This window comes from Terrimicrobium sacchariphilum (assembly GCF_001613545.1).
GTDB classification, from domain to species: Bacteria; Verrucomicrobiota; Verrucomicrobiia; order Chthoniobacterales; family Terrimicrobiaceae; genus Terrimicrobium; species Terrimicrobium sacchariphilum.
This window is the reverse complement of sequence record NZ_BDCO01000002.1, coordinates 1402286-1422184: the sequence shown is the minus strand read 5'-3', so window position 1 is coordinate 1422184 and position 19899 is coordinate 1402286. Positions and strand designations below refer to the sequence as shown.

General features: G+C 60.5%; 19 protein-coding genes and 1 tRNA gene. 9 read left to right on the top strand and 11 right to left on the bottom strand.

The genetic code is table 11. From position 1 onward, the window contains the following. Positions 1-88 precede the first annotated feature (88 nt). Together TSACC_RS06700 and TSACC_RS06695 are read left to right on the top strand one after the other, a co-directional pair. Positions 89-595 carry a DUF4112 domain-containing protein gene (locus tag TSACC_RS06700; protein WP_169809562.1) on the top strand — a complete coding sequence of 169 codons (507 nt, stop codon included), beginning with the start codon at positions 89-91 and terminating at the stop codon, positions 593-595. Next, a complete protein-coding gene (locus TSACC_RS06695; protein WP_202815914.1) occupies positions 592-1191 on the top strand; it encodes a uracil-DNA glycosylase family protein in 600 nt (199 codons plus the stop codon). The genes TSACC_RS06700 and TSACC_RS06695 overlap by 4 nt, the downstream gene beginning before the upstream one ends. On the opposite strand, the gene TSACC_RS06690 is transcribed toward TSACC_RS06695, so the two are convergent. Genes TSACC_RS06690 through TSACC_RS06680 form a run of 3 tightly spaced genes read right to left on the bottom strand, consistent with a single transcriptional unit; the run spans position 1188 to position 4557 of the window. Next, the gene (locus tag TSACC_RS06690) at positions 1188-3083 is read right to left on the bottom strand and encodes a hypothetical protein (protein WP_075078598.1); all 1896 of its coding nucleotides are present in this window, start codon (positions 3081-3083) and stop codon (positions 1188-1190) included. The genes TSACC_RS06695 and TSACC_RS06690 overlap by 4 nt on opposite strands. Next, the gene (locus TSACC_RS06685) at positions 3080-3478 is read right to left on the bottom strand and encodes a hypothetical protein (RefSeq protein ID WP_075078597.1); all 399 of its coding nucleotides are present in this window, start codon (positions 3476-3478) and stop codon (positions 3080-3082) included. The genes TSACC_RS06690 and TSACC_RS06685 overlap by 4 nt, the downstream gene beginning before the upstream one ends. A 59-nt stretch (positions 3479-3537) precedes the next feature. After that, the gene (locus tag TSACC_RS06680; RefSeq protein WP_075080596.1) at positions 3538-4557 is read right to left on the bottom strand and encodes an inorganic phosphate transporter; all 1020 of its coding nucleotides are present in this window, start codon (positions 4555-4557) and stop codon (positions 3538-3540) included. 91 nt (positions 4558-4648) lie between these two features. Between TSACC_RS06680 and TSACC_RS06675 the strand changes: the two genes are divergently transcribed. After that, positions 4649-5974, top strand: a complete 1326-nt coding sequence (locus tag TSACC_RS06675) for an alkaline phosphatase (protein ID WP_075078596.1) — start codon at positions 4649-4651, stop codon at positions 5972-5974. Positions 5975-6088: 114 nt separating this feature from the next. Here TSACC_RS06675 and TSACC_RS06670 read toward each other — a convergent pair whose 3' ends face one another. Continuing rightward, complete coding sequence (locus TSACC_RS06670; RefSeq protein ID WP_075078595.1) at positions 6089-7108, bottom strand: glutamine synthetase beta-grasp domain-containing protein; 1020 nt, start codon at positions 7106-7108, stop codon at positions 6089-6091. Positions 7109-7305: 197 nt separating this feature from the next. On the opposite strand from TSACC_RS06670, the gene TSACC_RS06665 reads away from it, so the two are divergent. Both TSACC_RS06665 and TSACC_RS06660 read left to right on the top strand, forming a co-directional pair. Next, positions 7306-7779: a BUD32 family EKC/KEOPS complex subunit gene (locus TSACC_RS06665; RefSeq protein WP_101927828.1), complete on the top strand. Its 474-nt coding sequence runs from the start codon at positions 7306-7308 to the stop codon at positions 7777-7779. After that, complete coding sequence (locus TSACC_RS06660) at positions 7694-8536, top strand: PP2C family protein-serine/threonine phosphatase (RefSeq protein WP_075078594.1); 843 nt, start codon at positions 7694-7696, stop codon at positions 8534-8536. Before TSACC_RS06665 ends, TSACC_RS06660 begins: the two co-directional genes overlap by 86 nt. Before the next feature lie 26 nt (positions 8537-8562). On the opposite strand, the gene TSACC_RS06655 is transcribed toward TSACC_RS06660, so the two are convergent. The 4 genes from TSACC_RS06655 to TSACC_RS06640 all read right to left on the bottom strand — a co-directional run bounded on the left by TSACC_RS06655 (position 8563) and on the right by TSACC_RS06640 (position 12935). Next, positions 8563-9402, bottom strand: a complete 840-nt coding sequence (locus tag TSACC_RS06655) for an SDR family NAD(P)-dependent oxidoreductase (protein WP_075078593.1) — start codon at positions 9400-9402, stop codon at positions 8563-8565. A 57-nt stretch (positions 9403-9459) separates the two neighbouring features. Next, positions 9460-10917, bottom strand: a complete 1458-nt coding sequence (locus TSACC_RS06650) for an MFS transporter (protein WP_075078592.1) — start codon at positions 10915-10917, stop codon at positions 9460-9462. A 33-nt stretch (positions 10918-10950) separates the two neighbouring features. Beyond that, a complete protein-coding gene (locus TSACC_RS06645) occupies positions 10951-11748 on the bottom strand; it encodes a fumarylacetoacetate hydrolase family protein (RefSeq protein WP_075078591.1) in 798 nt (265 codons plus the stop codon). A gap of 101 nt (positions 11749-11849) precedes the next feature. Next, positions 11850-12935 (bottom strand): alanine racemase, encoded by a 1086-nt coding sequence (locus TSACC_RS06640; RefSeq protein ID WP_075078590.1) that lies wholly within the window; start codon positions 12933-12935, stop codon positions 11850-11852. Between the two features lie 94 nt (positions 12936-13029). Between TSACC_RS06640 and TSACC_RS06635 the strand changes: the two genes are divergently transcribed. Then, complete coding sequence (locus TSACC_RS06635; RefSeq protein ID WP_075078589.1) at positions 13030-13530, top strand: nucleoside 2-deoxyribosyltransferase; 501 nt, start codon at positions 13030-13032, stop codon at positions 13528-13530. On the opposite strand, the gene TSACC_RS06630 is transcribed toward TSACC_RS06635, so the two are convergent. Then, positions 13531-14529, bottom strand: a complete 999-nt coding sequence (locus TSACC_RS06630) for a deoxyhypusine synthase family protein (RefSeq protein WP_075078588.1) — start codon at positions 14527-14529, stop codon at positions 13531-13533. A 289-nt stretch (positions 14530-14818) separates the two neighbouring features. Here TSACC_RS06630 and TSACC_RS06625 point away from each other — a divergent pair, with 289 nt between their 5' ends. The 3 genes from TSACC_RS06625 to TSACC_RS06615 all read left to right on the top strand — a co-directional run bounded on the left by TSACC_RS06625 (position 14819) and on the right by TSACC_RS06615 (position 18647). After that, a complete protein-coding gene (locus tag TSACC_RS06625) occupies positions 14819-15385 on the top strand; it encodes a hypothetical protein (protein WP_075078587.1) in 567 nt (188 codons plus the stop codon). A gap of 277 nt (positions 15386-15662) precedes the next feature. Next, positions 15663-16568, top strand: a complete 906-nt coding sequence (locus tag TSACC_RS06620) for a TonB-dependent receptor (RefSeq protein WP_075078586.1) — start codon at positions 15663-15665, stop codon at positions 16566-16568. Positions 16569-16814: 246 nt separating this feature from the next. After that, a complete protein-coding gene (locus tag TSACC_RS06615; RefSeq protein WP_075078585.1) occupies positions 16815-18647 on the top strand; it encodes a CocE/NonD family hydrolase in 1833 nt (610 codons plus the stop codon). Positions 18648-18702: 55 nt separating this feature from the next. On the opposite strand, the gene TSACC_RS06610 is transcribed toward TSACC_RS06615, so the two are convergent. Together TSACC_RS06610 and TSACC_RS06605 are read right to left on the bottom strand one after the other, a co-directional pair. Beyond that, a tRNA-Ala gene (locus TSACC_RS06610) sits at positions 18703-18778 on the bottom strand. A 62-nt stretch (positions 18779-18840) separates the two neighbouring features. After that, the gene (locus TSACC_RS06605; RefSeq protein ID WP_075078584.1) at positions 18841-19881 is read right to left on the bottom strand and encodes a glycoside hydrolase family 26 protein; all 1041 of its coding nucleotides are present in this window, start codon (positions 19879-19881) and stop codon (positions 18841-18843) included. Positions 19882-19899: the final 18 nt, after the last annotated feature.

The window sequence follows — 19899 nt, the reverse complement described above, 5'->3', positions numbered from 1 at the left end:
ATCCCTACTCCCTGCCGACGCAGGAGAAAAGAAGGATTTCGGTTTGCCGCTTGCCGGAAGGCGAACCCATGGCATCTATGAGAGGTTCATGGAAGCCAAGCCGATCGAGACCGAAGTGCTCCCACCGGAGTCAAAGAATGCAGATCCCGACCTGGCGCGGCTGCTGGCCTGGATACTCGACGATCTCTTTACGATCCCGGGCACAAAGTTTCGCGTCGGGCTCGATCCGATTATCGGCCTCATTCCGGGGCTGGGAGACTCCTCGTCGACCGCCATCGCCTCCCTGCTGCTGGTACAGGCCCTGCGGGCCGGAGTGCCCAAGGTGGTCATCACACGCATGGCTGTGAACATCCTGATCAATGCCGGGATAGGCGCCATCCCGGGTGTCGGCGATGTCTTCTCGGCATGGTACAAATCGAATCGCAAAAACTACCAACTCCTCCAGCGTCACGCAGGGACCTCGCGCAAAAACACGGTGGGCGACTGGATTTTCCTCGGCGCGATCATTGCCATCGTGATCGGCACCGGCCTCGTGATCACTTTCATGGCCCTTTACATCGTAACGAGCTTCATTGGCTGGATGTTCCGCGCATGAGCACCCAGGCCCTCCTCGATCGTCACCTCCGCGCCCTCAGTCGCTGCGACAGATGCCCGGCCATGCACAAGCCGGTCGTCGTCGGCCGACCGTCTCTTTCCAGGATCCTGCTGGTGGGCCAGGCGCCCGGCGTCAAGGAACCGGTGCTGGGACGCCCCTTTGCCTGGACGGCCGGGAAGACGCTGTTTCGCTGGATCGAGGGCGCCCTGGGGTGGGATGAGGAGACGGCGCGTGAGCGCATATACTTTGCCGCCGTCTGTCGGTGCTTTCCGGGCAAGAACCCCAAGGGCGGAGATCGCGTGCCGGACGAGACCGAGATGGAAAACTGCTCGGGCTGGCTGGAGCGGGAATTCGACATCCTCCAGCCATCGCTCGTGCTGCCTGTGGGCAAGCTGGCGATTTCACGCTTCCATTCCTTCTCCTCCCTGGCCGAAATCGTCGGGCGGGTCGTACCGATCGACTATCGCGGGCATCGCACGGAAATGATCCCGCTGCCGCATCCCTCCGGCGCCTCCACATGGCACCGGATGGAACCCGGCAAGACCCTGCTGGCGAAATCCCTGGCGCTTCTGTCGGAGCACCCTGCGACCCGCTAGATCGAGTCGGGAAAGAGTTCCTTGGTCACGCGCTGGACGCCCTCGCGCGCGAAGTCGCTCGATGGATAAACCGACTGGGCCTTGAGATACCACGCGAGGCTCGAGCCGGGCTGGTTGCGCTTTTCCAGATCCTCGGCCTGTCGCAAGGCCCGTACGAACTCCGCGGCCTTCGTGGTGAGATCGGCGCGCAGTTGGTTCAGTTTGTTATCATCCGGGTACTGGCGGAAGGCTTTCTCCGCGCTCTCCCAAGCGCCGGCATAGTCGCCGCGTTTTTCGATCTCCTGAGCCTGAATGATCGCCGTCTCGATCTGCTGCATCTCGTCGAGCACCTGGCGAAGCTGCTCCTGCTTGTCCGGATACATGGCCGTGGCAGCGATGAAGCGCATCTTGTCATCGTAGATCTGGCGGTGATTCTTCTGGCTGAGCAGCTGATCAAAATCCACCAGGGCGCGCGACTGGACGTCGGCCTGCGAGAAGATGAGTCCGGATACCTCGGCGAGGGCGGGGTTGCGCGGCCAGATCTCGGTGGCGGAGCGCAGCTCCGTCTCGAGCGTGGCCTTGTCCCCGCTGACTGCGGCATTGCGAGCCTTGGCGATATGCATCGCCGAGACCTGTTTCGCCGTCTCGATGGCAGCAGTCGGCTTGGAGCTGTCAAAGTCCCTGGCCGTCTCGGAAAGTTGCTTCACCAGCTTGTCGGCCAGCGTGTAGTCCTTCACATCGATGGCGCTGATGAGCTGATTTGACGTTTTGACAAAAGCGAGCGCCTTGCGCTTGTCCTCGCGGTCAAGCGTGCGCACCTCAGGCAAATATTCTCCAATAAGAAATGTCTCAGCCAGCCGCTTCGTCGCGCTCTCGAGTTCGCTTTTCTCGATGAGGAACTTGAAGGCATCGATGCCCTGCCGGACATCGCGGATGATTTCATTGGCCGTGGAATCCAGCGTGCCCACGGTCGGAGGCATGCCGGTCGTCTTGGCAAAGAGACTCTTGGCATCCTCGCCCACCCGGAGCTGGCTGTCGCCATCGGAGAAAATCGACCGGTAAAACCGCGTGCCAATGAGCACATGCTGGAAGCGGCGCTGGAGGAAGTGCTGGATGATGAGGGCCTGAAACTCGATTTTCACCTGCAACTCGGCCACTTCCTTCTTGAGCTGGTTGGCCTTCATGAGCGCATTCACCTCGGCAAGACGCGTGATGATCGGCTGCATCTCCATGTCCTGCTCCAGCATCTTGGCTTGAGCATCTCCGCTGAATTCCGCGCCTTTCACATTTCCGCCGCCGCCTGTCTTGGCGATCGTTTTATCCAGGGCCTTTTCCTTGGCAGTGATGCGGGCATTCCATTCCAGGCGCTTGCGCTCCTCCTCGAGGCTGCGGTTGGCCGCGTTGACACGATCCCCGTTCTTGCGAGCCAGCCAGGCGGAGTAGACCTGGTTTGCGATGGCGTCGCACAGTCTCGCATCGTCCGGATACTGAGAGGCCTTGGCGAGAAGCTGGAATGCCTCGTCGGAGGACTTGGGTGTGACCCGCCCGGGAGCGAGCTTATCCATGATGGACTGGAGAATTTTCTGATACTCCTCGTCCGCCTCGGAAACAGCCGGAGGCGAGTTCAAGTACTTCTCGAACCGTGCTTCCAGGAGGCGGTTGTTGTTGATGTTCCAGTTCTTGCCATCCCAGGAGACGATCTCGCTGCCGGGATCAAAGACCGGCATATCCTTGCCGAGAAAGCTTGTTCCGCCTCCTCCCCCGCCATTGGCAGGTGCAGCAGCCCCTCCGGAATTCGCCGGAGCTGGCTGAGCCTGACCGGCCTGGCCAGGTTTGAACTCGGAGGAAACATCGCCTTGGGCAAAGGCGATACCGGTGCCCGCCAGGAGCAGTATCAGGGGGAAATGCTTCATGCCTTGGTCAGCTTCTTGGTGCGCAATATACCCTTGTCGTCGACTTCGAGCAGAAAAATAAACTTCTGCCCTTTCTGGATATTCACTTCGTTAAAATCCTTTGTCACCAGCACCGGGAGCACGTAGTCCCCGGAGTCGACGGTGACGGAAAATAAACGCCCCTCCGCCGGAGAGAGCGCGAGGGAATTCACAATCTCTCCCTCCACCTTGTACACATTGCCCCGCAGGCTGTTGGCATTGTCGAGGTATGCCTTGCTATCGAGCGTCTGGATGGTGCGATAGGGATCGCTGCCGGACGAACTAAAGAACCGGGAACCGAGGAAGGCGACGACAACCAAGGCCAGCGCTATACCGATCCAGAGGGGTTTGACGGAGTTCTTACCACGACGGGCCATCGGGAGTGTTTATAACGTCCTCGCGCCCTCTTCAAACCCGAATTCCACAAGAACTTGCGCTAAAGCAAGGGGACAAGGAAGCGCTCGAGAACAAGGTAGGTGACGACCGCAAAGCCCGCCGCACCCGGAATGGTACAAATCCAGGCCACCAGCATGCTGCCCCAGGTGCCAAAATTGATCTTCCGGCGATCCCGCACCAAGCCCGCGCCTGTGATGCAGCCGATCACGACATGCGTCGTGCTCACCGGCAAGCCGAAGCGCGAACAGAGCAGAATCGTGATGGACGCGCCGATATTGGCCGCGAAGCCATTCTCCTGGTCGAGAATGGTGATCTTTTTGCCAGTGGTCTCAATGATGCGGCGTCCACCCGCCAGCGTACCGAGTCCCATCGTAACGGCGCAAAGAATCACGACCCACCAGGGGATGGGACTGTTCGCCGGGAGCACGCGCCCGCCGATGAGAGCGAGGGTGATCACGCCCATGGTCTTCTGCGCGTCATTGGACCCGTGAGAAAAAGCCATGATGGCCCCCGCCATGATCTGCAATGGACGGAAAATGTGCTGCTGCCTTTCCTGCCGGATCAAAAGGAAAATGACATAAATCAGGCCCATGATGAGGGCGGCCACCATGGCTCCAAAGATGGGGGACAGGAGCATGGGGATGAGCACCTTGTCCATGATCGAGGTCCAGATGACGCCATGGGCATGGCCATAGGTGACACCCGCCCCCACCAGCCCACCCACGATCGCATGCGAGGAACTGCTGGGCATGCCGAAGTACCAGGTGGTGATGTTCCAGGCGATGGCTCCGATGAGAGCAGACAGGACAATCAACTGGGCATTGAGCGGAGTACCCACATCGCGGACGATCCCTTTCTCTATGGTTGTCGCCACTTCCGTGGCGAAGAACGCCCCCGCGACATTCATCACCGCCGCCATGATAAGGGCGGATTTCAAGGTCATCGCATGGGTGGAAACGACGGTGGCAATGGCGTTTGCCGCGTCGTGAAAGCCATTGGTGAAATCAAACACCAGGGCGACTATCACCACGATAACGAGCAGAACTAACGGTACTTCCATGCAAAAACGGGACTGAGGGGAGCCTCCAATCAGGGGGACTGGAGACATCGACGTCAAAAGGTTGTTTCAATATTCCTTTAGCATTTCGACCATGGGGGTAGTAAAGATCGACCTTCCGATGACCACCATCACCCAGCCCTTTCGCCATGCCCTGGCGGGTCTCATTCTCGGGGGAATCTGCCTTTTCGGGGCCCCTTTTGTTCACGCCGAGGCGAACAAGAAGCTCGATGGCATTGTCCTCATTATTTCCGATGGAACGTCCCTGGAATTGATCACCACCACCCGAGACTATGCCCTGGGGGCCGATGGCAAGCTCGCCTGGGATCAATTTCCCGCCACGGCATTTGTCCGCACGTACTCCGCATCCGATCTCGTGACGGATTCCAGCGCGGGAGCGACGGCCATGGCGCGAGGAATCAAAGCGATCAACGGAGTGGTCGGCCAGGCCGCACCTGACTCGGCCTCCGGCCCGGCGAGCATCCTCGACCTCGCCAAGGCCAAAGGATGGTCGACCGGGGTGGTCAGCGATGATTCCGTCACGGGAGCCACACCGGCATCGTTCCTCGTCGAGCATCGCAGCCGCGCCCAGTATGACCTGATCGCCGACAAAATCCTCGATCAGTTCGGCAAACGGGTCGATATCGTGCTCGGTGGGGGTTACAAGTGGTTCAGCGACCGCTCGGCCGATCCCGCGGTCAAGTACAAGGAAAACCAGCCCGCCCAGGTACGAAAGAATGCCGAGAAGAGGGAGCAATCCAACGTGGCGTACTTCGACGACTGGAGCGCCTTCGTAGAGGCCAGGAAGGGGGATAAACCCGTACTCGGTACCTTTTTCCCGGATGCCTTCCCCTACTACGCGGATGGCACCCGCACTTTGCGGCTGCGTGACATGGTCGGCGAGGCGGTGAAGTTCCTCAAAGCCGGCGGCAAGCCGTACCTCCTCGTGGCCGAGGCAGGGCTTCCCGATAAAGCCTGCCATGCCAACAATGCCAAGCGCGCCATCACGGAAGTGCTGGAACTGGATGCCACCCTGGACTGGCTGAAGAAGAACGCCGGGCCGAATGTCCTGATCATCGTCACCACCGACCACAACACCGGCGGGCTGATCTTCAATGGCCCCCCGGCGCCGCTACGAATCAAGGGCGATGCCCTGCTGGGGAAAAACCCGGTCAGCGAGCACCCCTATCTCACCTGGGCCAGTGGTCCGGGAGCGAATCCACCGAAGCCGGATGCCACGCCTGTAGCCGAGGACCACTTTGAGGCGACCCAGCCTGCCTTGCTGCCGCGCGGATCGGCCTATCACACCGGCGGCGATGTATGGCTGGTGGCTGATGGACCGGGGTCGGAAGCGATCCATGGGTCCATCGACAACACGGATATCTACCGCATCATCGCGAAGGAAATCTCGGAGAACTGACGCAGAACTCCCGTCGTGCCCCGCAAGCCGGACTCTCCCGGAGCCGGCGTCACCAAAGAAAAACGCCGCCCTCTTGCGAAGGCGGCGTTTTCTTGAATCGGTAACTCTCGGCGATTACGGGGTCGGGACCGTGGCAATCGTCTGGAGAATACGGCTCGCGATCTTGTACGGATCGCCAGCGGAGTTCGGACGACGGTCTTCGAGGTAGCCCTTGTAGCCGTTGTTGACGAAGCTGTGCGGGACGCGGATGGAAGCACCGCGGTTGGCCACACCGTAGTTGAACTTGTCGATCGACTGGGTCTCGTGGAGACCAGTGAGACGGAGGTGGTTGTCCGGGCCGTAAACGGCGATGTGCTCGTTCTTGTACTTGTCGAAGGCAGCCATGAGGGCCTCGAAGTACTCCTTGCCACCGACTTCACGCATGTACTTGGTCGAGAAGTTGGAGTGCATGCCGGAGCCGTTCCAGTCGAGATCCTTGCCGAGCGGCTTGCAATGGAAGTTCACGTCCACACCGTACTTTTCGCAAAGACGGAGGAGGAGGTAACGAGCCATCCACACCTGGTCAGCAGCGGTCTTGGAGCCCTTGCCGAAAACCTGGAACTCCCACTGGCCCTTGGCCACTTCGGCGTTGATGCCTTCGTGGTTGATGCCGGCCTCGAGACAGAGGTCGAGGTGAGTGTCGACGATTTCACGGGCGATGTCGCCCACGGCGCTGTAGCCGACGCCGGTGTAGTACTTGCCCTGCGGCTCGGGATAACCCTCACGCGGGAAGCCGAGCGGGCGGCCGTCCTGATAAAGGAAATACTCCTGCTCGAAGCCGAACCAGGTATCCGGGTCGTCCACGATGGTGGCGCGAGCGTTGGTCGGGTGCGGGGTGCCGTCCGGAAGGAGCACTTCGCACATGACGAGGACGCCATTGGTCTTGGTGGCGTCGGGGAAAACTGCAACGGGCTTCAGCACGCAATCCGAGCTGTGACCCTCGGCCTGCTTCGTCGAGCTGCCGTCGAAGCCCCAGAGCGGGAGCTCCTCAAGAGTCGGGAAAGAGTCAAATTCCTTGATCTGGGTTTTGCCACGGAGATTGGCCACCGGCTCGTAACCATCGAGCCAGATGTATTCCAGTTTGTACTTCGCCATATTATTCTTCGAGTGTCTTGTTTTGCGCGGACCGCGCCGGAGGGGACCGCATAAGTGTTATTTTTTACCCTTTATCCGTACGGCGCACCTATTGAAGAGCAGGAACAATGCCAACCCTCAAGAAGATCCGGAGACGATCCGAAAATCCCGGGTGAGAACTTGCAGCAAAGGCGACGAGCAGCGACGATAATAGCCGAATGCACCAGGTCAAAGACACCCTCCGCGCCACGGTGCGTATCGGTTACGATGGACGCGTCCACAAGACCTTCCGCGGGCCGAACGCCCAGGAACGCTTCGATACCGAGGTCAAGGTGCTGCGCTTTTTGGAGAAGATGCAGTGTCCCTTTGTGCCCCGCCTGCTGGAATCTGACCCGGAGCAGTTGAAAATCGTGACATCGAGCTGCGGTCAGCGCGTCGACCACCTGGACGACGACCGCCGGTTGGAGCTTTTTGCGGAATTGGAGAAATATGGCGTGCGGCACGACGACGCCGAGACACGCAACGTTACCTACCGGCAGTCGGATGGGCGCTTCTGCTTGATCGATTTCGAGTTTGCGACCATTTTGCCGGGGTTTGAAGAGGCCGATGGAGCCAATCAACCAAGTCATACCGAACCAACGCCTGATCTGGCACGGTCGCAGCAATACGGGCCGCGTCCGGTCGAACAATGAGGATACCTTTCTCGGCCTGCAATTCGATGCCCAGGAGCTGAGATACCTGGGACGCGAGGGCGACGGATCGACCGACCACGGCGACTATGTGTTTGCCGTGAGCGATGGCATGGGGGGTGCGGCAGCAGGCGAGTTTGCCAGCCGCATCACGGTGGACAAGGTGACACGCTTCATGCCGGCGGCCTTCAAGCGGTCGGCTCAGGGTCTGGCTGCCGGGTTTGCCGATATTTTCACCGAGCTGTACCACGAGATCCACAAGGCGATTTCCTATCTCTCATGGGGCGACCCGGATTGCGCCGGGATGGGGGCCACCCTCACGCTGACGTGGTTCACGCCGGGATGGATGTATTTTGGCCATATCGGCGACAGCCGGCTTTACTACCTCCCGGCCAGCGAGGATGGGATCAAGCAGCTCTCCCATGACGACACCTATGTCGGATGGCTTTTCCGCCAGGGGAAAATCAGCGAGTGGGAGGCAAAGCAGCATCCCGGCCGCACGTCCCTGCAGAAGGCGCTCGGGGCGGGCCATCAATTCGTCGATCCCCAGGTCGGCGCGGTGGCGTACCAGCAGGGCGACGTTTTTGTCCTGTGCAGCGATGGCGTGGTGGACGGGTTGTTTGACAACGAAATCCGCCGCCTCCTGAAAGACCCCGAGCCGGGGGAACGCGTACACGACCCGGCCCAGCGTCTCGTCACGACCGCAGTGGAGCGCTCGGGACGAGACAATACGACAGCGATCGTCATCGAGGTGGCCTGACCTCACCCACCCCGCGACGGGAAAGACTAACTCGCGTCCCTTGCCTCGGCCTCTGCCTCCTTTTCTCCGCGGTGATACCTCTGCTTATCCGGCGGGACATCGGCCACCATCTGCTCCTGCCATTTGGCCTGGACGGATTCCGGCAGGACGCGGCGGCTGAAGACCATGGCCTTGTTGGCCGCACCGGGAACAACCACGCGGTCGCCACTCATCAGGCCATCGTAGCCCTCGCGGGCGACATCCTGCGGAGCCATCACGGGCGCCTTGTTGACGTTTCCCGAGGCGAGAGCATCCGCCTTGATGAAAAAGTCCGTGTCGGTGGGGCCTGGGCAAAGTGCGGTCAAAGTGACCGCCGTGTCTTCCAGCTCGGTGGCCAGCGACTCGCTGAGAGAAAGGACGAAAGCCTTCGTCGCGTGATAGGTCGCCATCCCAGGACCAGGGACAAATCCGGCGACTGAAGCGACGTTCAGAACGCGCCCATGTCCACGGCGGACCATATGGGCGACGAACACCTTGGTCATGCGGACGACGGCTTCGACATTCAGGCGCAGCATCGAGATGTCCTCGTCCATCGGGTAATCCCAAAAGGCGCCCTTTTGCCCATGGCCCGCGTTATTGACGAGGATGTCGACAGTTTCGCCCACCTGCTGGAAGAGACGCTCTGGCGCGGCAGGTTCGCGAAGGTCCGCCGCGATGGCCATGACCTCCACGCCAAACTCTCCCTGAATCTGCCGACAGACGTCGCGCAACTCGCCCCCCACAGGAGCGACGAGCACAAGAGGATGCCCATGACTCGCGAATTCCCGCGCCAAGTGTAAGCCAATACCGCTGGTCGCGCCGGTGATAAGTGCTTTTTCGGTGCTCATGCAGCAACATCACCCAGCCGGAAAAACCCGCAATCGGTGAGCACCCCCAGAAAGATGTCAGCCCTCCCGGGTGGCAAGGGGAGACGCGATGCTTTCAAGGGATTTCCGCTCCGCCTTTACGCCGAGCCACGCCTCGACAAGAGCCGCGAAAATCATGAGTACCGCCGCGAGCAGGTAGCCGAGGAAAAGCGGCCAGCGATCCTGCCCTCCCACATCGATCAGCCAGCCGTAAAGCAGCGGCGACGCGACGCCACCAAAGAAAGTGCCCACCGCAAAGAAGATCGCGATCGCCAGCCCGCGCATCTCCAGCGGAAAAATCTCGCTCACGGTCAGATAGGCCGAACTCGCCGCCGCCGAGGCCACGAAGAAGATCATCATCCACGCCGCAGTCTGCCCGGTGGAGGAGAGAGCATGCTGAAGGAACAGGATCGACGATCCGACGAGAAGCAGTCCGCTGCCCGCGTAGGTCAAGACGATCATTGGCTTGCGGCCCCACGTGTCAAAGAAACGTCCGAGCACCATGGGGCCGACCGCATTGGCCAGGGCAAAGGGCAGCAGATATCCTCCGACCGTCAATTCCGACACGCCGAAATAGCGTACCAGCACCAGCGGATAGGTGAAGAACACGCCATTGAAGAAGAAGGCCTGGGCGATCATGAGCGCAAGCCCCAGGACCGAGCGACTCCGGTGCTCATGAGCCACGGCATGCCAGATCTCCCGGAAAGCCGTTCCCTTGCGGGCATGGACTCGTATTGACGGCTCCCGAAGGGGAGCCAGCGCGCCATGATGCGCAATGGCATGACGCTCCACCCCGGCCACGATCTGCTCGGCTTCGTCCGCCCGTCCATGAACCATGAGCCAGCGCGGACTCTCTGGAACCCAGCGGCGGAAGAACAGAATGACAAGACCCAGCAAGGCGCCGATACCGAAAGCCAGGCGCCAGCCGAGCCAGACCGGAAGAAAATCGGGATGCAACAAGACCAGCGTCGCGCTCGATCCGATGGCCGCGCCGATCCAGAAGGTGGCGTTGATGATGAGATTCACCCGTCCCCTGAGCCGGGCGGGAATGAGTTCATCGATGGCGGAGTTGATCGCCGCATACTCGCCGCCGATACCGGCGCCGGTCAGAGCGCGGAAGACGATGTAGCTCCAGAAATCCCATGAGAACGCCGTCGCCGCAGTGGCGGTGAGGTAAACGCCCACCGTGACAAAGAAAAGCTTCTTGCGTCCAAACCGGTCGGTGGCCCAGCCAAAGCCGAGCGCGCCAAGCACGGCCCCGATGAGATAGGCCGAGGCGCTCGCGCCGATCTGGACGGGCGACAGGGACAGTGCCTCGGAATGGGTCAGAACGCCGCCCAGCGCACCAGCGAGCGTAACCTCCAGGCCATCGAGAATCCACGTGACCCCGAGAGCCGTGACGACCAGCCAGTGCCAGCGCGTCCACGGCAGGCGATCCATCCGCTCCGGGATGCGCGTTTCCGTCCAGGGAGAAGCATTCACGCTCAGGATTCGCATCCCGTGCGCTATTCGGACCCCGCAAAAATCCCGCTACTCGGAGACGACGGGATTCGTGAGGCGACCGATTTTTTCGAGTTCGACGGTCACCTCGTCACCCGGCTGGAGCCAGCGAGGCGGTGTCCGCGCCATGCCGACGCCATGCGGCGTGCCGGTGAGAATAACCGTGCCCGGATAGAGGGTCGTGCTGCCGCTGAGAAACTCGATGAGCGCAGGCACATCGAAGATCATGTCTCCGGTATTCCAGTCCTGCAAAGTCTCGCCGTTGACGATCGTCTTGATCCCGAGGCTGTTGGGATTCGGAATTTCATCACTCGTGACCAGCACGGGGCCAAGGGGCGCGAAGGTATCGAAGGACTTGCCCCGGCACCACTGGCCACCGCCCCAGTTCTTCTGCCAGTCGCGGGCGCTCACGTCATTGGCCGCGGTGTAGCCAAAGACATAATCGAGCGCATGCTCCCGCTTCACGTTCTTGCAGGTCTTGCCGATGACGACCGCGAGTTCGCACTCATAATCCACCTGGTGGCTCGCCAGCGCCGTCGGGAGCAGGATGGGGTCGCCCGGATTCTGGAGCGTATTTGGCGTCTTGATGAAAAGGATGGGAAACTCGGGGAGCTTCGCCTTTGTCTCCTCCGCATGGCGGCGGTAGTTCAGCCCAATGCAAAGGATCGCTACGGGAACCAGCGGAGCGAGGAGCTTGGCCACATCGGCGGCCTCGCCGGTGGGAGTCAATTCGCCAAACAACCTACCGTCGAGGCGTTCATAGGAACCACTGACCTCCCGGGCGAGGTGAATGGCTCCGGCACTATCCGAGTAACGAATGATCTTCATGGCTGGTAAAGGATGCCACTCTTCGCGTGGCGGATATTTTCCCTAACACTCCGTCAGGCGGTAAGGCCAGCCTGAAGACAGTGCAGGCTCAACCGGAACGTCTAGTCGGATCGCCCGCGGGCATCGACAGGCCAGACATCGACCACCTCGCCGCCTCGCACCACATGCACGCGGTCGGCAAGGTTCACCACGGGGCAAACGTGAGCCGGGATGAAGAGATGCCGGTCCCCCACCCGCAGGTTGGAAACACCGCGGCCGGTGACAAAGCCATGCTCCTCGCTGAGTCGCGTCACATTCACGTCCTCGCGATCCACGGCGCGGGCGGTGATGTTGCCGGAGTATTTGTCGCTCGAGAAAACCTTTGAACCGGCATCGATCAAGGCCAGATCGGGTTCGGGACGGTCCACGACGGTGGCGAGCACATGGAGGGCGACATCGTCGAAGGTCATCCCGCCGGGGCCCTCCGCGAGATTCAGGTCGCCGAAAACATAGGCACCCGGACGCACGGCTTTCACCGGGAAACGCTTGAGAAACTCTGTCGCCGTGACACTGCATCCCGGCCAGATGGGAATGTCCTCGCCAATTTCGTCGCGCGCTGCCTCGAGCGAATCCTCCGCCGCCCGGACGAGAAGCTCAACCTGCTGCGGGGTGCGAGCCTGATAGGCATGGCCCTCGTGGGTATAGAGACCGGCGAGCTTCATACGCCGCGATGAGCGGATGCGGTCCGCCAGTTCCCCGGCGGCGACCGGAGTGCGAACGCCCTCGCGAAGCAGTCCGGTATCGACGGCCATGAGCACCGGGACGGAAATACCCGCAGCCTCCAGCACCTTTTCCAGCACCTCCAGATGAGCCTCGCTGGTGACAGCGAGGATGAGTTCATCGAGCATTCCCGCCAGTTCTCGCAGCCGACGGGCCTTGCTCACATCGGCCAGAGAATAGGCAATGAAAATGCGCCGCACGCCGGAGGGGAGCATGGCCTCTGCCTCGCCGAGCTTCGCGCAGGTCGCGCCCTTCGCCCCGGCGGCGAGCTGCTTTTTCAGGACGGCCACGGATTTGTGGGTCTTGATGTGCGGCCAGAGTTCGACTCCGGCGGCATCGCAGGCGGCCTGCATGGAGGAGATGTTGCGATCGAGGCGGTCGAGATCGACGATCAGGGCCGGTGACGGGATGGCGTCCGGGGATTGCATGGCTCTGAAATGGGATGCTCTCAGTTTTTCCCGACGGATTCAACATCGCCCGCGTGCTTGACCTCGCGGGAATAAACCGCACATTGCCAGAGCCATGAGCGCACGCGTTTACCTCGCAGGACCGGACGTCTTTTTCCCCGATGCCAAAAATCTGGCCGTGACGTACAAAGCCATCCTCGCCGAGTACGGCCTCGATGGGCAGTTCCCGCTCGATAATCAGATCCAGGCTGCAACCCTCCAGGAAACAGCGCTGGCGATCTTTGAGGCCAACTATCGGCTGATCGACTCCTGTGATGCGGTGCTGGCCAATATGATCCCCTTTCGCGGTCCCTCGATGGATGTCGGGACGGCGTGGGAAATCGGCTACGCCTACGCGCAGGGCAAGCCCATCGTGGGCTACACGGAAATCCTCACGCCCTATCGCACGAAGGTGTACCACAGCGGCTTCTCGCTGGCCGAGACCGATCCCGTGGACCATCTCGGCCACGAGATCGAGCACTTTGAAGGCATCGACAACCTCATGCTCACGCAATCCGTGCGCGCCATCAAACCGACCCTGCGCGAAGCCGCCGAGTATCTGGCGACGATCGTCTAGCTACCAGCCGAGCACCTGGGCAAAGATGAGCGGGGCCACGATGGAGGCATCGCTTTCGATGATGTACTTTGGCGTCGCGATACCGAGTTTGCCCCAGGTGATCTTTTCATTCGGCACGGCGCCGGAATAACTGCCGTAGCTCGTGGTGGAATCGCTGATCTGGCAAAAGTATCCCCACAGCGGCACGTCCTCGCGCTGCAAATCCTGATGCAGCATCGGGACGACGCAGATCGGGAAATCCCCCGCGATGCCTCCGCCGATCTGGAAGAATCCGACCGAGCCGGTCGCACCCATGGGGTGGGCGGTGGCGGTATACCATTCCGCGAGCGAGATCATGTACTCGATGCCGGTGCGCACGGTGTGCACATTGCGAATGTCCCCGCTGATGCAGTGACCGGTGTACATGTTGCCGAGGGTGGAATCCTCCCACCCCGGGACGAACATCGGGAGGTTGCGCTCCGCCGCGGCAAGGAGCCAGCTATTCGCAGGGTCGATCTGGGTTTCCAGCTTCCCTCCCAGCAGGATGCGGTAAAGGAACTGGTGTGGAAAATAGCGTTCACCCGCACGATCCGCCTCCTGCCATTCCGCCAGCACCGCCGCCTCGATACGACGCATGGCCTCCATCTCGGGGATGCACGTATCGGTCACGCGGTTCATGTGCCGGTCGAGCAGCGCCTGTTCGTCGGCAGGCGTGAGGTCGCGGTAATGGGGCACACGCTCGTAGAAATCGTGCGCGACGAGATTGAAGACATCCTCCTCGAGATTCGCCCCTGTGCAGCAGATGGCATGCACCTTGCCCTGGCGGATCATCTCCGCGAGGGAAAGCCCGATCTCCGCCGTGCTCATCGCGCCCGCCATGGTGAGGAACATCACGCCGCCCCGGTCGAGGTGGGCGGTGTAACCATCGGCGGCGTCCCGGAGCGAAGCCGCGTTGAAGTGCCGGAAATGATGGCGGATGAATCGGGAGATTTCGCCGCCTGCCTGAGGAACCGTCTGCATTTTTTCAAAGCCAGTCGTGGCCGGACTGACAACGGGTATGGGCAGCAAAAAGCCACCCGGTTTCGTGGACGGCTACGGATCAGTGACCCGCCATGACCGTCTTTGGGGTGGCTGAGCGAGAAGGTATCGGGAAGGCCTGACCGTGGCAAGTCGGAGTTCGGCCTGGCAGCGCGGCGTTGACCATGCTCGCGGCTTACTCCGCCCGCTTACGCCATCCCCCCTCCGCTTAGCGAATCGCCTTACTTTAGAGATCGACACTTTCGCTTAGGAAGACTTTAAGGAAAGCTCCATGATTAAAGTGTCTCTTGCACTCGCGGCGGGCATCCTCGGACTTTTTCTGAACAGCACCTTCGCCCAGGAGGTCGATAATCCGGACTTTTCCAAGGGAAAAACCGGATGGATGGGAGATGGCAAAGTCGTGTATTTCGCCGCGGATGGGACCATTTCCGACACGGCCGCTGCGGGCTCCGTGCCGGGGTTGAAAATCGAGCTCAGCAAAAACGCATGGAAGGAAGTTCACCAGACCCTGCGCCCCAAGCAAAAGGATACGGAAATCCAGTACTCCGTGCAGGTCATGGCCGATCCGACATTCGTTCGCCTGCCGGAGTCCAAGGATTACTCCGACGTCGATTTCCAGCAGGGAGGCGGGTATGTCTGGAGCGCGCTGGTTTATCCGAAATGCGATTTTCTCATGCGCGTCCACGACGACACCTGGTACTACCGCCCCAGGTCCCTGACCCCTCTCGGAACCTGGAAGACGTTCTCGGAAAGCTTCCCCAAGCTGAAAGCCCGTCAGCGTGAGGTCGCGCTCCTGTTTCCTCCGGGAGAAGGAACGATCTACGTCAAAGGCAAATAACCCCCTCACCGCCTCCGGACTCTGGACTGCTTACCCGGGACAGCGCTCCGTGGCGGACCCGGCGTTGGAATGTTCAGTCTGATGTCGGTGAGCTTTGTCCTTCCTTCAAGATTCCGCTTCCGGCGGAATCGCTCCCTTTCGTGCGCTCGTGGCGCGGGAGCCTCTCTCCTCTCCGCGGCCAACTCGCACACTGACCCCTATTTTTCCCATTTGTAAGCGAGCTGGTGCCGGGCGTTTTGCATTGGCAAACTAACTGGTTCTTTCCATAACAAGCGGCGTGAAGTTCCGTCGCGGCAAGTTGCGCAGATGGACCGTGGCTCCTGCTTTGACCCTGGTCTGTCTGCTCTGGCCGGACGTGGTCTTTTCCCAGTCGGACCAGCGGCAGCTCAAAGACATCTTTAACCTGCAATGGCTGGCGAGCACACGCGGACGGCCCGAACAGGTTTCGGAGCGTCAAGCGGGGCAGCTTTCACTGACCGCGGCGACGCCCTTCTTCATGACCACCAACCCGCAGTCCATTCCCGGCGGCGGTTCTGCCGACATGTACTTTGGTCCCTGGGTAACGGCGGAGTGGAAAAAGCCCCTCGACCGCGACACAAATTGGTATCTCGGCGCATCCTTTGCCGATTATCAATACATCCGCTTTCCGGAACTCAACTCAGCCTTCGCCGAAGTTTCCGCCGGGATCACCACGACTCTCGCCCGCAGTGATTGGCTATCGGTCTCGGGCTATGCCGTGGCAGCATGCGACTACAATATGAACTCCGCCTTTGCCTCCGATGACTGGGAGGCCTCTCTCTCCCTGGGCCTCACGATCGACCTCGATCTCGGTTGCGGGCACTCCCTCTATTTCACGCCGGACGCCACGGGACTTCAGGCCTTCCCCGAGCGCGCAAGCTCCAATTCCTTTTTGTCACTGACGCCGACGGCAGGCTGGACCTGGCAGGTGACAAACACTGTCACCGTCGGCGCCTACTGGAGCGGAGGGATCAATTATTATCCGACGATCGGACAATCAGATTTCCTTCAGTACATCGGAGCAAATGCGGACTGGCAGGCTACTCCCAATCTCTCGATCGGCCTGTCCTGCATTGAAACTCTGTCTTCCAGTACAAACGCGGGATCGCGGTATGCGGATCTCAGCGCGGGAATCACCGTGAAGTTTGCGATTCCGGGCCTGTAGGGGCGAATTCATCGAAAAGTCATCACCCGAAAGCCCTGGTCATAAAAAGGCCTCCATCGCGATCTCGCCACGACCGCAGGACAAGCCATCCACCTCTCCACCGCGTCGAGCCTCATAAACAGGGGCTGTCAGGCGGGACGGCTTCTCTCGTGGCATCGCAAAAAACTATGCAAATGGGTCTATCGCCGCCGCAGCGGCGGGCCATAGGATTGATCTGCGTTAGCAAAAATGTCAGCTTAAGTTCCCGTGAAAACCTCCTCGCTCCCCGGCGACAGCTTCTCCCATTTCACCCATTGGAGGACTTTCATCTGGCTTTGCGTCCTCGCTTTGTCGGGCATTTCGTCGTCCGCTCACGGCGAAGATGTGAAAATCGTTATCGAGAAGAATGTCCCTGTCGTCATGCGTGACGGAGTCATCCTTCGGGCCGATGTCCGCCGACCGGATCGGGACGGCAGGCATCCCGTCCTCATTTTTCGCACGCCCTACGATAAAGACGAGGGCGATGCGGAGAACGAAAAGACCTTCGCCGAGGCCGTCCGGCGCGGATACGTGATGGTGATTCAGGACGTTCGCGGCCGCTATGCTTCCGACGGAGAGTTTGTCGCTTATCAAAACGAGGGCAAAGATGGTTACGATACCATCGAGTGGGCGGCGCAACAGCCATGGTCGGACGGAAGGGTCGGCACCTTCGGGCTTTCCTATCCCGGTGCAGTGCAATGGCTGGCCGCAGTGGAGAACCCGCCTCATCTCAAGGCGATGGTACCGGCGATGTGCCCGTCCACGATGGGCCCCCAGTGCATTTACTTCGGCGGTGTCTTTGAGTCCGGGTGGGCCAACTGGTCCTACATCAACATGTCCCCGGACACGCGTGTGAAAAATAACCTGCCCGGCCCCAAGACCATTCCCGAAGCCAAAGCCGAATGGGCCCGGCTCGGCGGGGCCGATACGATCCAGGGCTGGCTGCCCAGCCTGCAGATGCCTTACCTCAAAGATGTCGCGGCCTACCACTACACCTGGCTTGAGCATGGGCCGTACGATCCGTGGTGGGAGTGGGGAAATTTCCGAACGAAATACGGAAACGTCAAAGCCGCCGTACTCAACATCTCAGGCTGGCATGACGAACCGTATGGCAGCGAGGGAGCGATCACGAATTTCCTCGGCATCGTCGGCAGCCGTCGCAACGACCCGGACCCTCGCAGCAAGCTGATTCTCGGTCCGTGGATTCACGGCGTGGATGCAACCGGGCAGGATGTCGTAGGGGAGCGGAAGCTCGGCCCAGGCGCTCGAATCGATTACCACTCCGTCGTCCTCGATTGGCTGGACCATTATGTCCGAGGACTCGATAACGGCGTTGAAAAATGGCCCAATGTCCGGGCCTATGTGATGGGAGCCGACACCTGGGAGACGGATGCCACCTGGCCTCTCCGAAAAACAGAGGTGCAGCCATTCTATCTCGCGTCGACGGCTACGCCCGGCGAGGCAGCCGGAGCCATCGCGACTCGCCAAGCCCTGGCGACAGGCACAAGCTCCTTCCCGTCAGACCCGGCAAACCCGGTGAAAGACACCAAAGATACCAACTGGGGAGGTTTCGATCTCCGCGACTTAAGCACAAATCCCTCGGTGCTCGCCTTTGAAACCGAGCCGTTCTCCACCGATGTCAGCATCGTCGGGAATGGGCGTGCGGAAATCCGGGTCTCGAGCGATGCCCCCGATTTCGACCTCTATCTCAGGCTTATCGACGTGGCTCCCGATGGCACCGCCTACAACCTCGAAGGGGCCGGACATGAGGTGGTCCGCGTGAGCCTGCGCGACAAAACGCAAACGCCCCGTCTGCTCAAGCCGGGAGAGATCGCGACGGTGAATTTTGACAATCTGATCACAGGAAACCTGTTCAAAAAAGGCCATCGGCTGCGCGTCTACCTGATTGCCTCATGGTTCCCAACCTATTCCCGGAATCTTCAAACCGGGAAGTCTGAGACCGTCAGCAGCGAAACGCAAAAAGCCGTCATTACCATTCATCACAGTGCAGCGACGCCGTCCTGCCTGTGGCTCCCGGTCGTTGCCAGCGGGAACAAGTAGGCACCATGGAAAACCTTGCCCCACTTACAGCCAGCGTAAGTCGCTGAAGCTGAAGTGGTGGAGCCATGGGGATTCGAACCCCAGACCTCCTCAATGCCATTGAGGCGCTCTACCAACTGAGCTATGACCCCTTGAATTTGGGAGGGCTGATAATCTCTGCTTTCCGAAATAATGCAAGGGATAAAATTTCCCGTTATTTGTAAATCGCGTGATCGATCCAGAATGGATCTGCGGAAACCTTGCGGAAGGCCTCGAGGGATTTCGGCGAGGAGGTGACGCGCAGGTTGCTGTAGGAGCCGTCGCCATTTTCCCAGCGCTCGTTCCACACCACGGCTGCTTTGAGCCGAGGCATGCGGGTTTTCATGTACTCAACAGCATCGACGATCCACTGGTCCTTGGGGCCGACGGTGGGAAACTCCCCAATCCCCCACTCCGCCAGCATGATGGGCTTTGCAGGGTTGATGGCGGCGAGTTCGTTGTATCCCTGCTGGAAGGTGGACTCGACGGTAAACCACGGGTCGGAGGGAAACTGGGCGCCATAGGCGCTGAGGCCGAGCCAGTCGACGTAGTCATCCCCGGGATAGTAGGCGGCCATGGAGTTCCAGGGGTCCGGAGGAGCATTCTGGTTGTTGACGTGAAAGACCCAGAGGATGTTTTTTGCCCCACGGGCGCGGACACGATCAACGACGTACCGGTAGGCTTTTTTGTAGGTCTCGGGACCGGCGAAAAGACCGTTGCCCAAAGGTTGATCGGCGCCGTTGCGGTAACCGGACCACGGGAACCACGTGCCATTCATCTCGATGCCCCAGGCGACGAGCATGGGGTGGCCGAAGGCCTTGGCGGAGTCGGCCCATTGGTCGATGTAGGCGTCCCATTTGCCGTCCAGGATCGACTGAAGGCTGAACTGATCCGGCGGGCGGTCCTGCTGATACGGCCGATCCCAGGGAGACCAATAGACCAGCGGGATGGCGCCATGGCGGCTGATGATGTCCATGTTGCGCCGGGGAAAACGCTGCTCCCCCCAGTAGCTCGACGAGGCGATGATGGCGAGACTGCGGCCGGTCTCCTGCTCAAAACTCTCGATGCCCTCCAGCGTCACGTCGTCCTCGTGGTCACCGAAATCGAGATAGCCGCCATTATAGGCGCCCGTGACGGGAACCTGGAATTGCTTCGGCTGGGCCGGCGGCGCGGGCGGCGGGGAAGCGGGCCTGGAGCAGGACGCGAGCAGCACCACACATAGGATGGGAAGGAA

What these genes read in the sequence shown, in the direction of transcription:
- TSACC_RS06660 (WP_075078594.1), top strand. Translation starts at nt 7,694, where the DNA reads ATGGAGCCAATCAACCAAGTCATACCGAACCAACGCCTGATCTGGCAC.
- TSACC_RS06675 (WP_075078596.1), top strand. Translation starts at nt 4,649, where the DNA reads ATGGGGGTAGTAAAGATCGACCTTCCGATGACCACCATCACCCAGCCC.
- TSACC_RS06655 (WP_075078593.1), bottom strand. Translation starts at nt 9,402, where the DNA reads ATGAGCACCGAAAAAGCACTTATCACCGGCGCGACCAGCGGTATTGGC.
- TSACC_RS06685 (WP_075078597.1), bottom strand. Translation starts at nt 3,478, where the DNA reads ATGGCCCGTCGTGGTAAGAACTCCGTCAAACCCCTCTGGATCGGTATA.
- TSACC_RS06665 (WP_101927828.1), top strand. Translation starts at nt 7,306, where the DNA reads ATGCACCAGGTCAAAGACACCCTCCGCGCCACGGTGCGTATCGGTTAC.
- TSACC_RS06690 (WP_075078598.1), bottom strand. Translation starts at nt 3,083, where the DNA reads ATGAAGCATTTCCCCCTGATACTGCTCCTGGCGGGCACCGGTATCGCC.
- TSACC_RS06680 (WP_075080596.1), bottom strand. Translation starts at nt 4,557, where the DNA reads ATGGAAGTACCGTTAGTTCTGCTCGTTATCGTGGTGATAGTCGCCCTG.
- TSACC_RS06650 (WP_075078592.1), bottom strand. Translation starts at nt 10,917, where the DNA reads ATGCGAATCCTGAGCGTGAATGCTTCTCCCTGGACGGAAACGCGCATC.
- TSACC_RS06670 (WP_075078595.1), bottom strand. Translation starts at nt 7,108, where the DNA reads ATGGCGAAGTACAAACTGGAATACATCTGGCTCGATGGTTACGAGCCG.
- TSACC_RS06625 (WP_075078587.1), top strand. Translation starts at nt 14,819, where the DNA reads ATGATTAAAGTGTCTCTTGCACTCGCGGCGGGCATCCTCGGACTTTTT.
- TSACC_RS06635 (WP_075078589.1), top strand. Translation starts at nt 13,030, where the DNA reads ATGAGCGCACGCGTTTACCTCGCAGGACCGGACGTCTTTTTCCCCGAT.
- TSACC_RS06695 (WP_202815914.1), top strand. Translation starts at nt 592, where the DNA reads ATGAGCACCCAGGCCCTCCTCGATCGTCACCTCCGCGCCCTCAGTCGC.
- TSACC_RS06630 (WP_075078588.1), bottom strand. Translation starts at nt 14,529, where the DNA reads ATGCAGACGGTTCCTCAGGCAGGCGGCGAAATCTCCCGATTCATCCGC.
- TSACC_RS06640 (WP_075078590.1), bottom strand. Translation starts at nt 12,935, where the DNA reads ATGCAATCCCCGGACGCCATCCCGTCACCGGCCCTGATCGTCGATCTC.
- TSACC_RS06700 (WP_169809562.1), top strand. Translation starts at nt 89, where the DNA reads ATGGAAGCCAAGCCGATCGAGACCGAAGTGCTCCCACCGGAGTCAAAG.
- TSACC_RS06645 (WP_075078591.1), bottom strand. Translation starts at nt 11,748, where the DNA reads ATGAAGATCATTCGTTACTCGGATAGTGCCGGAGCCATTCACCTCGCC.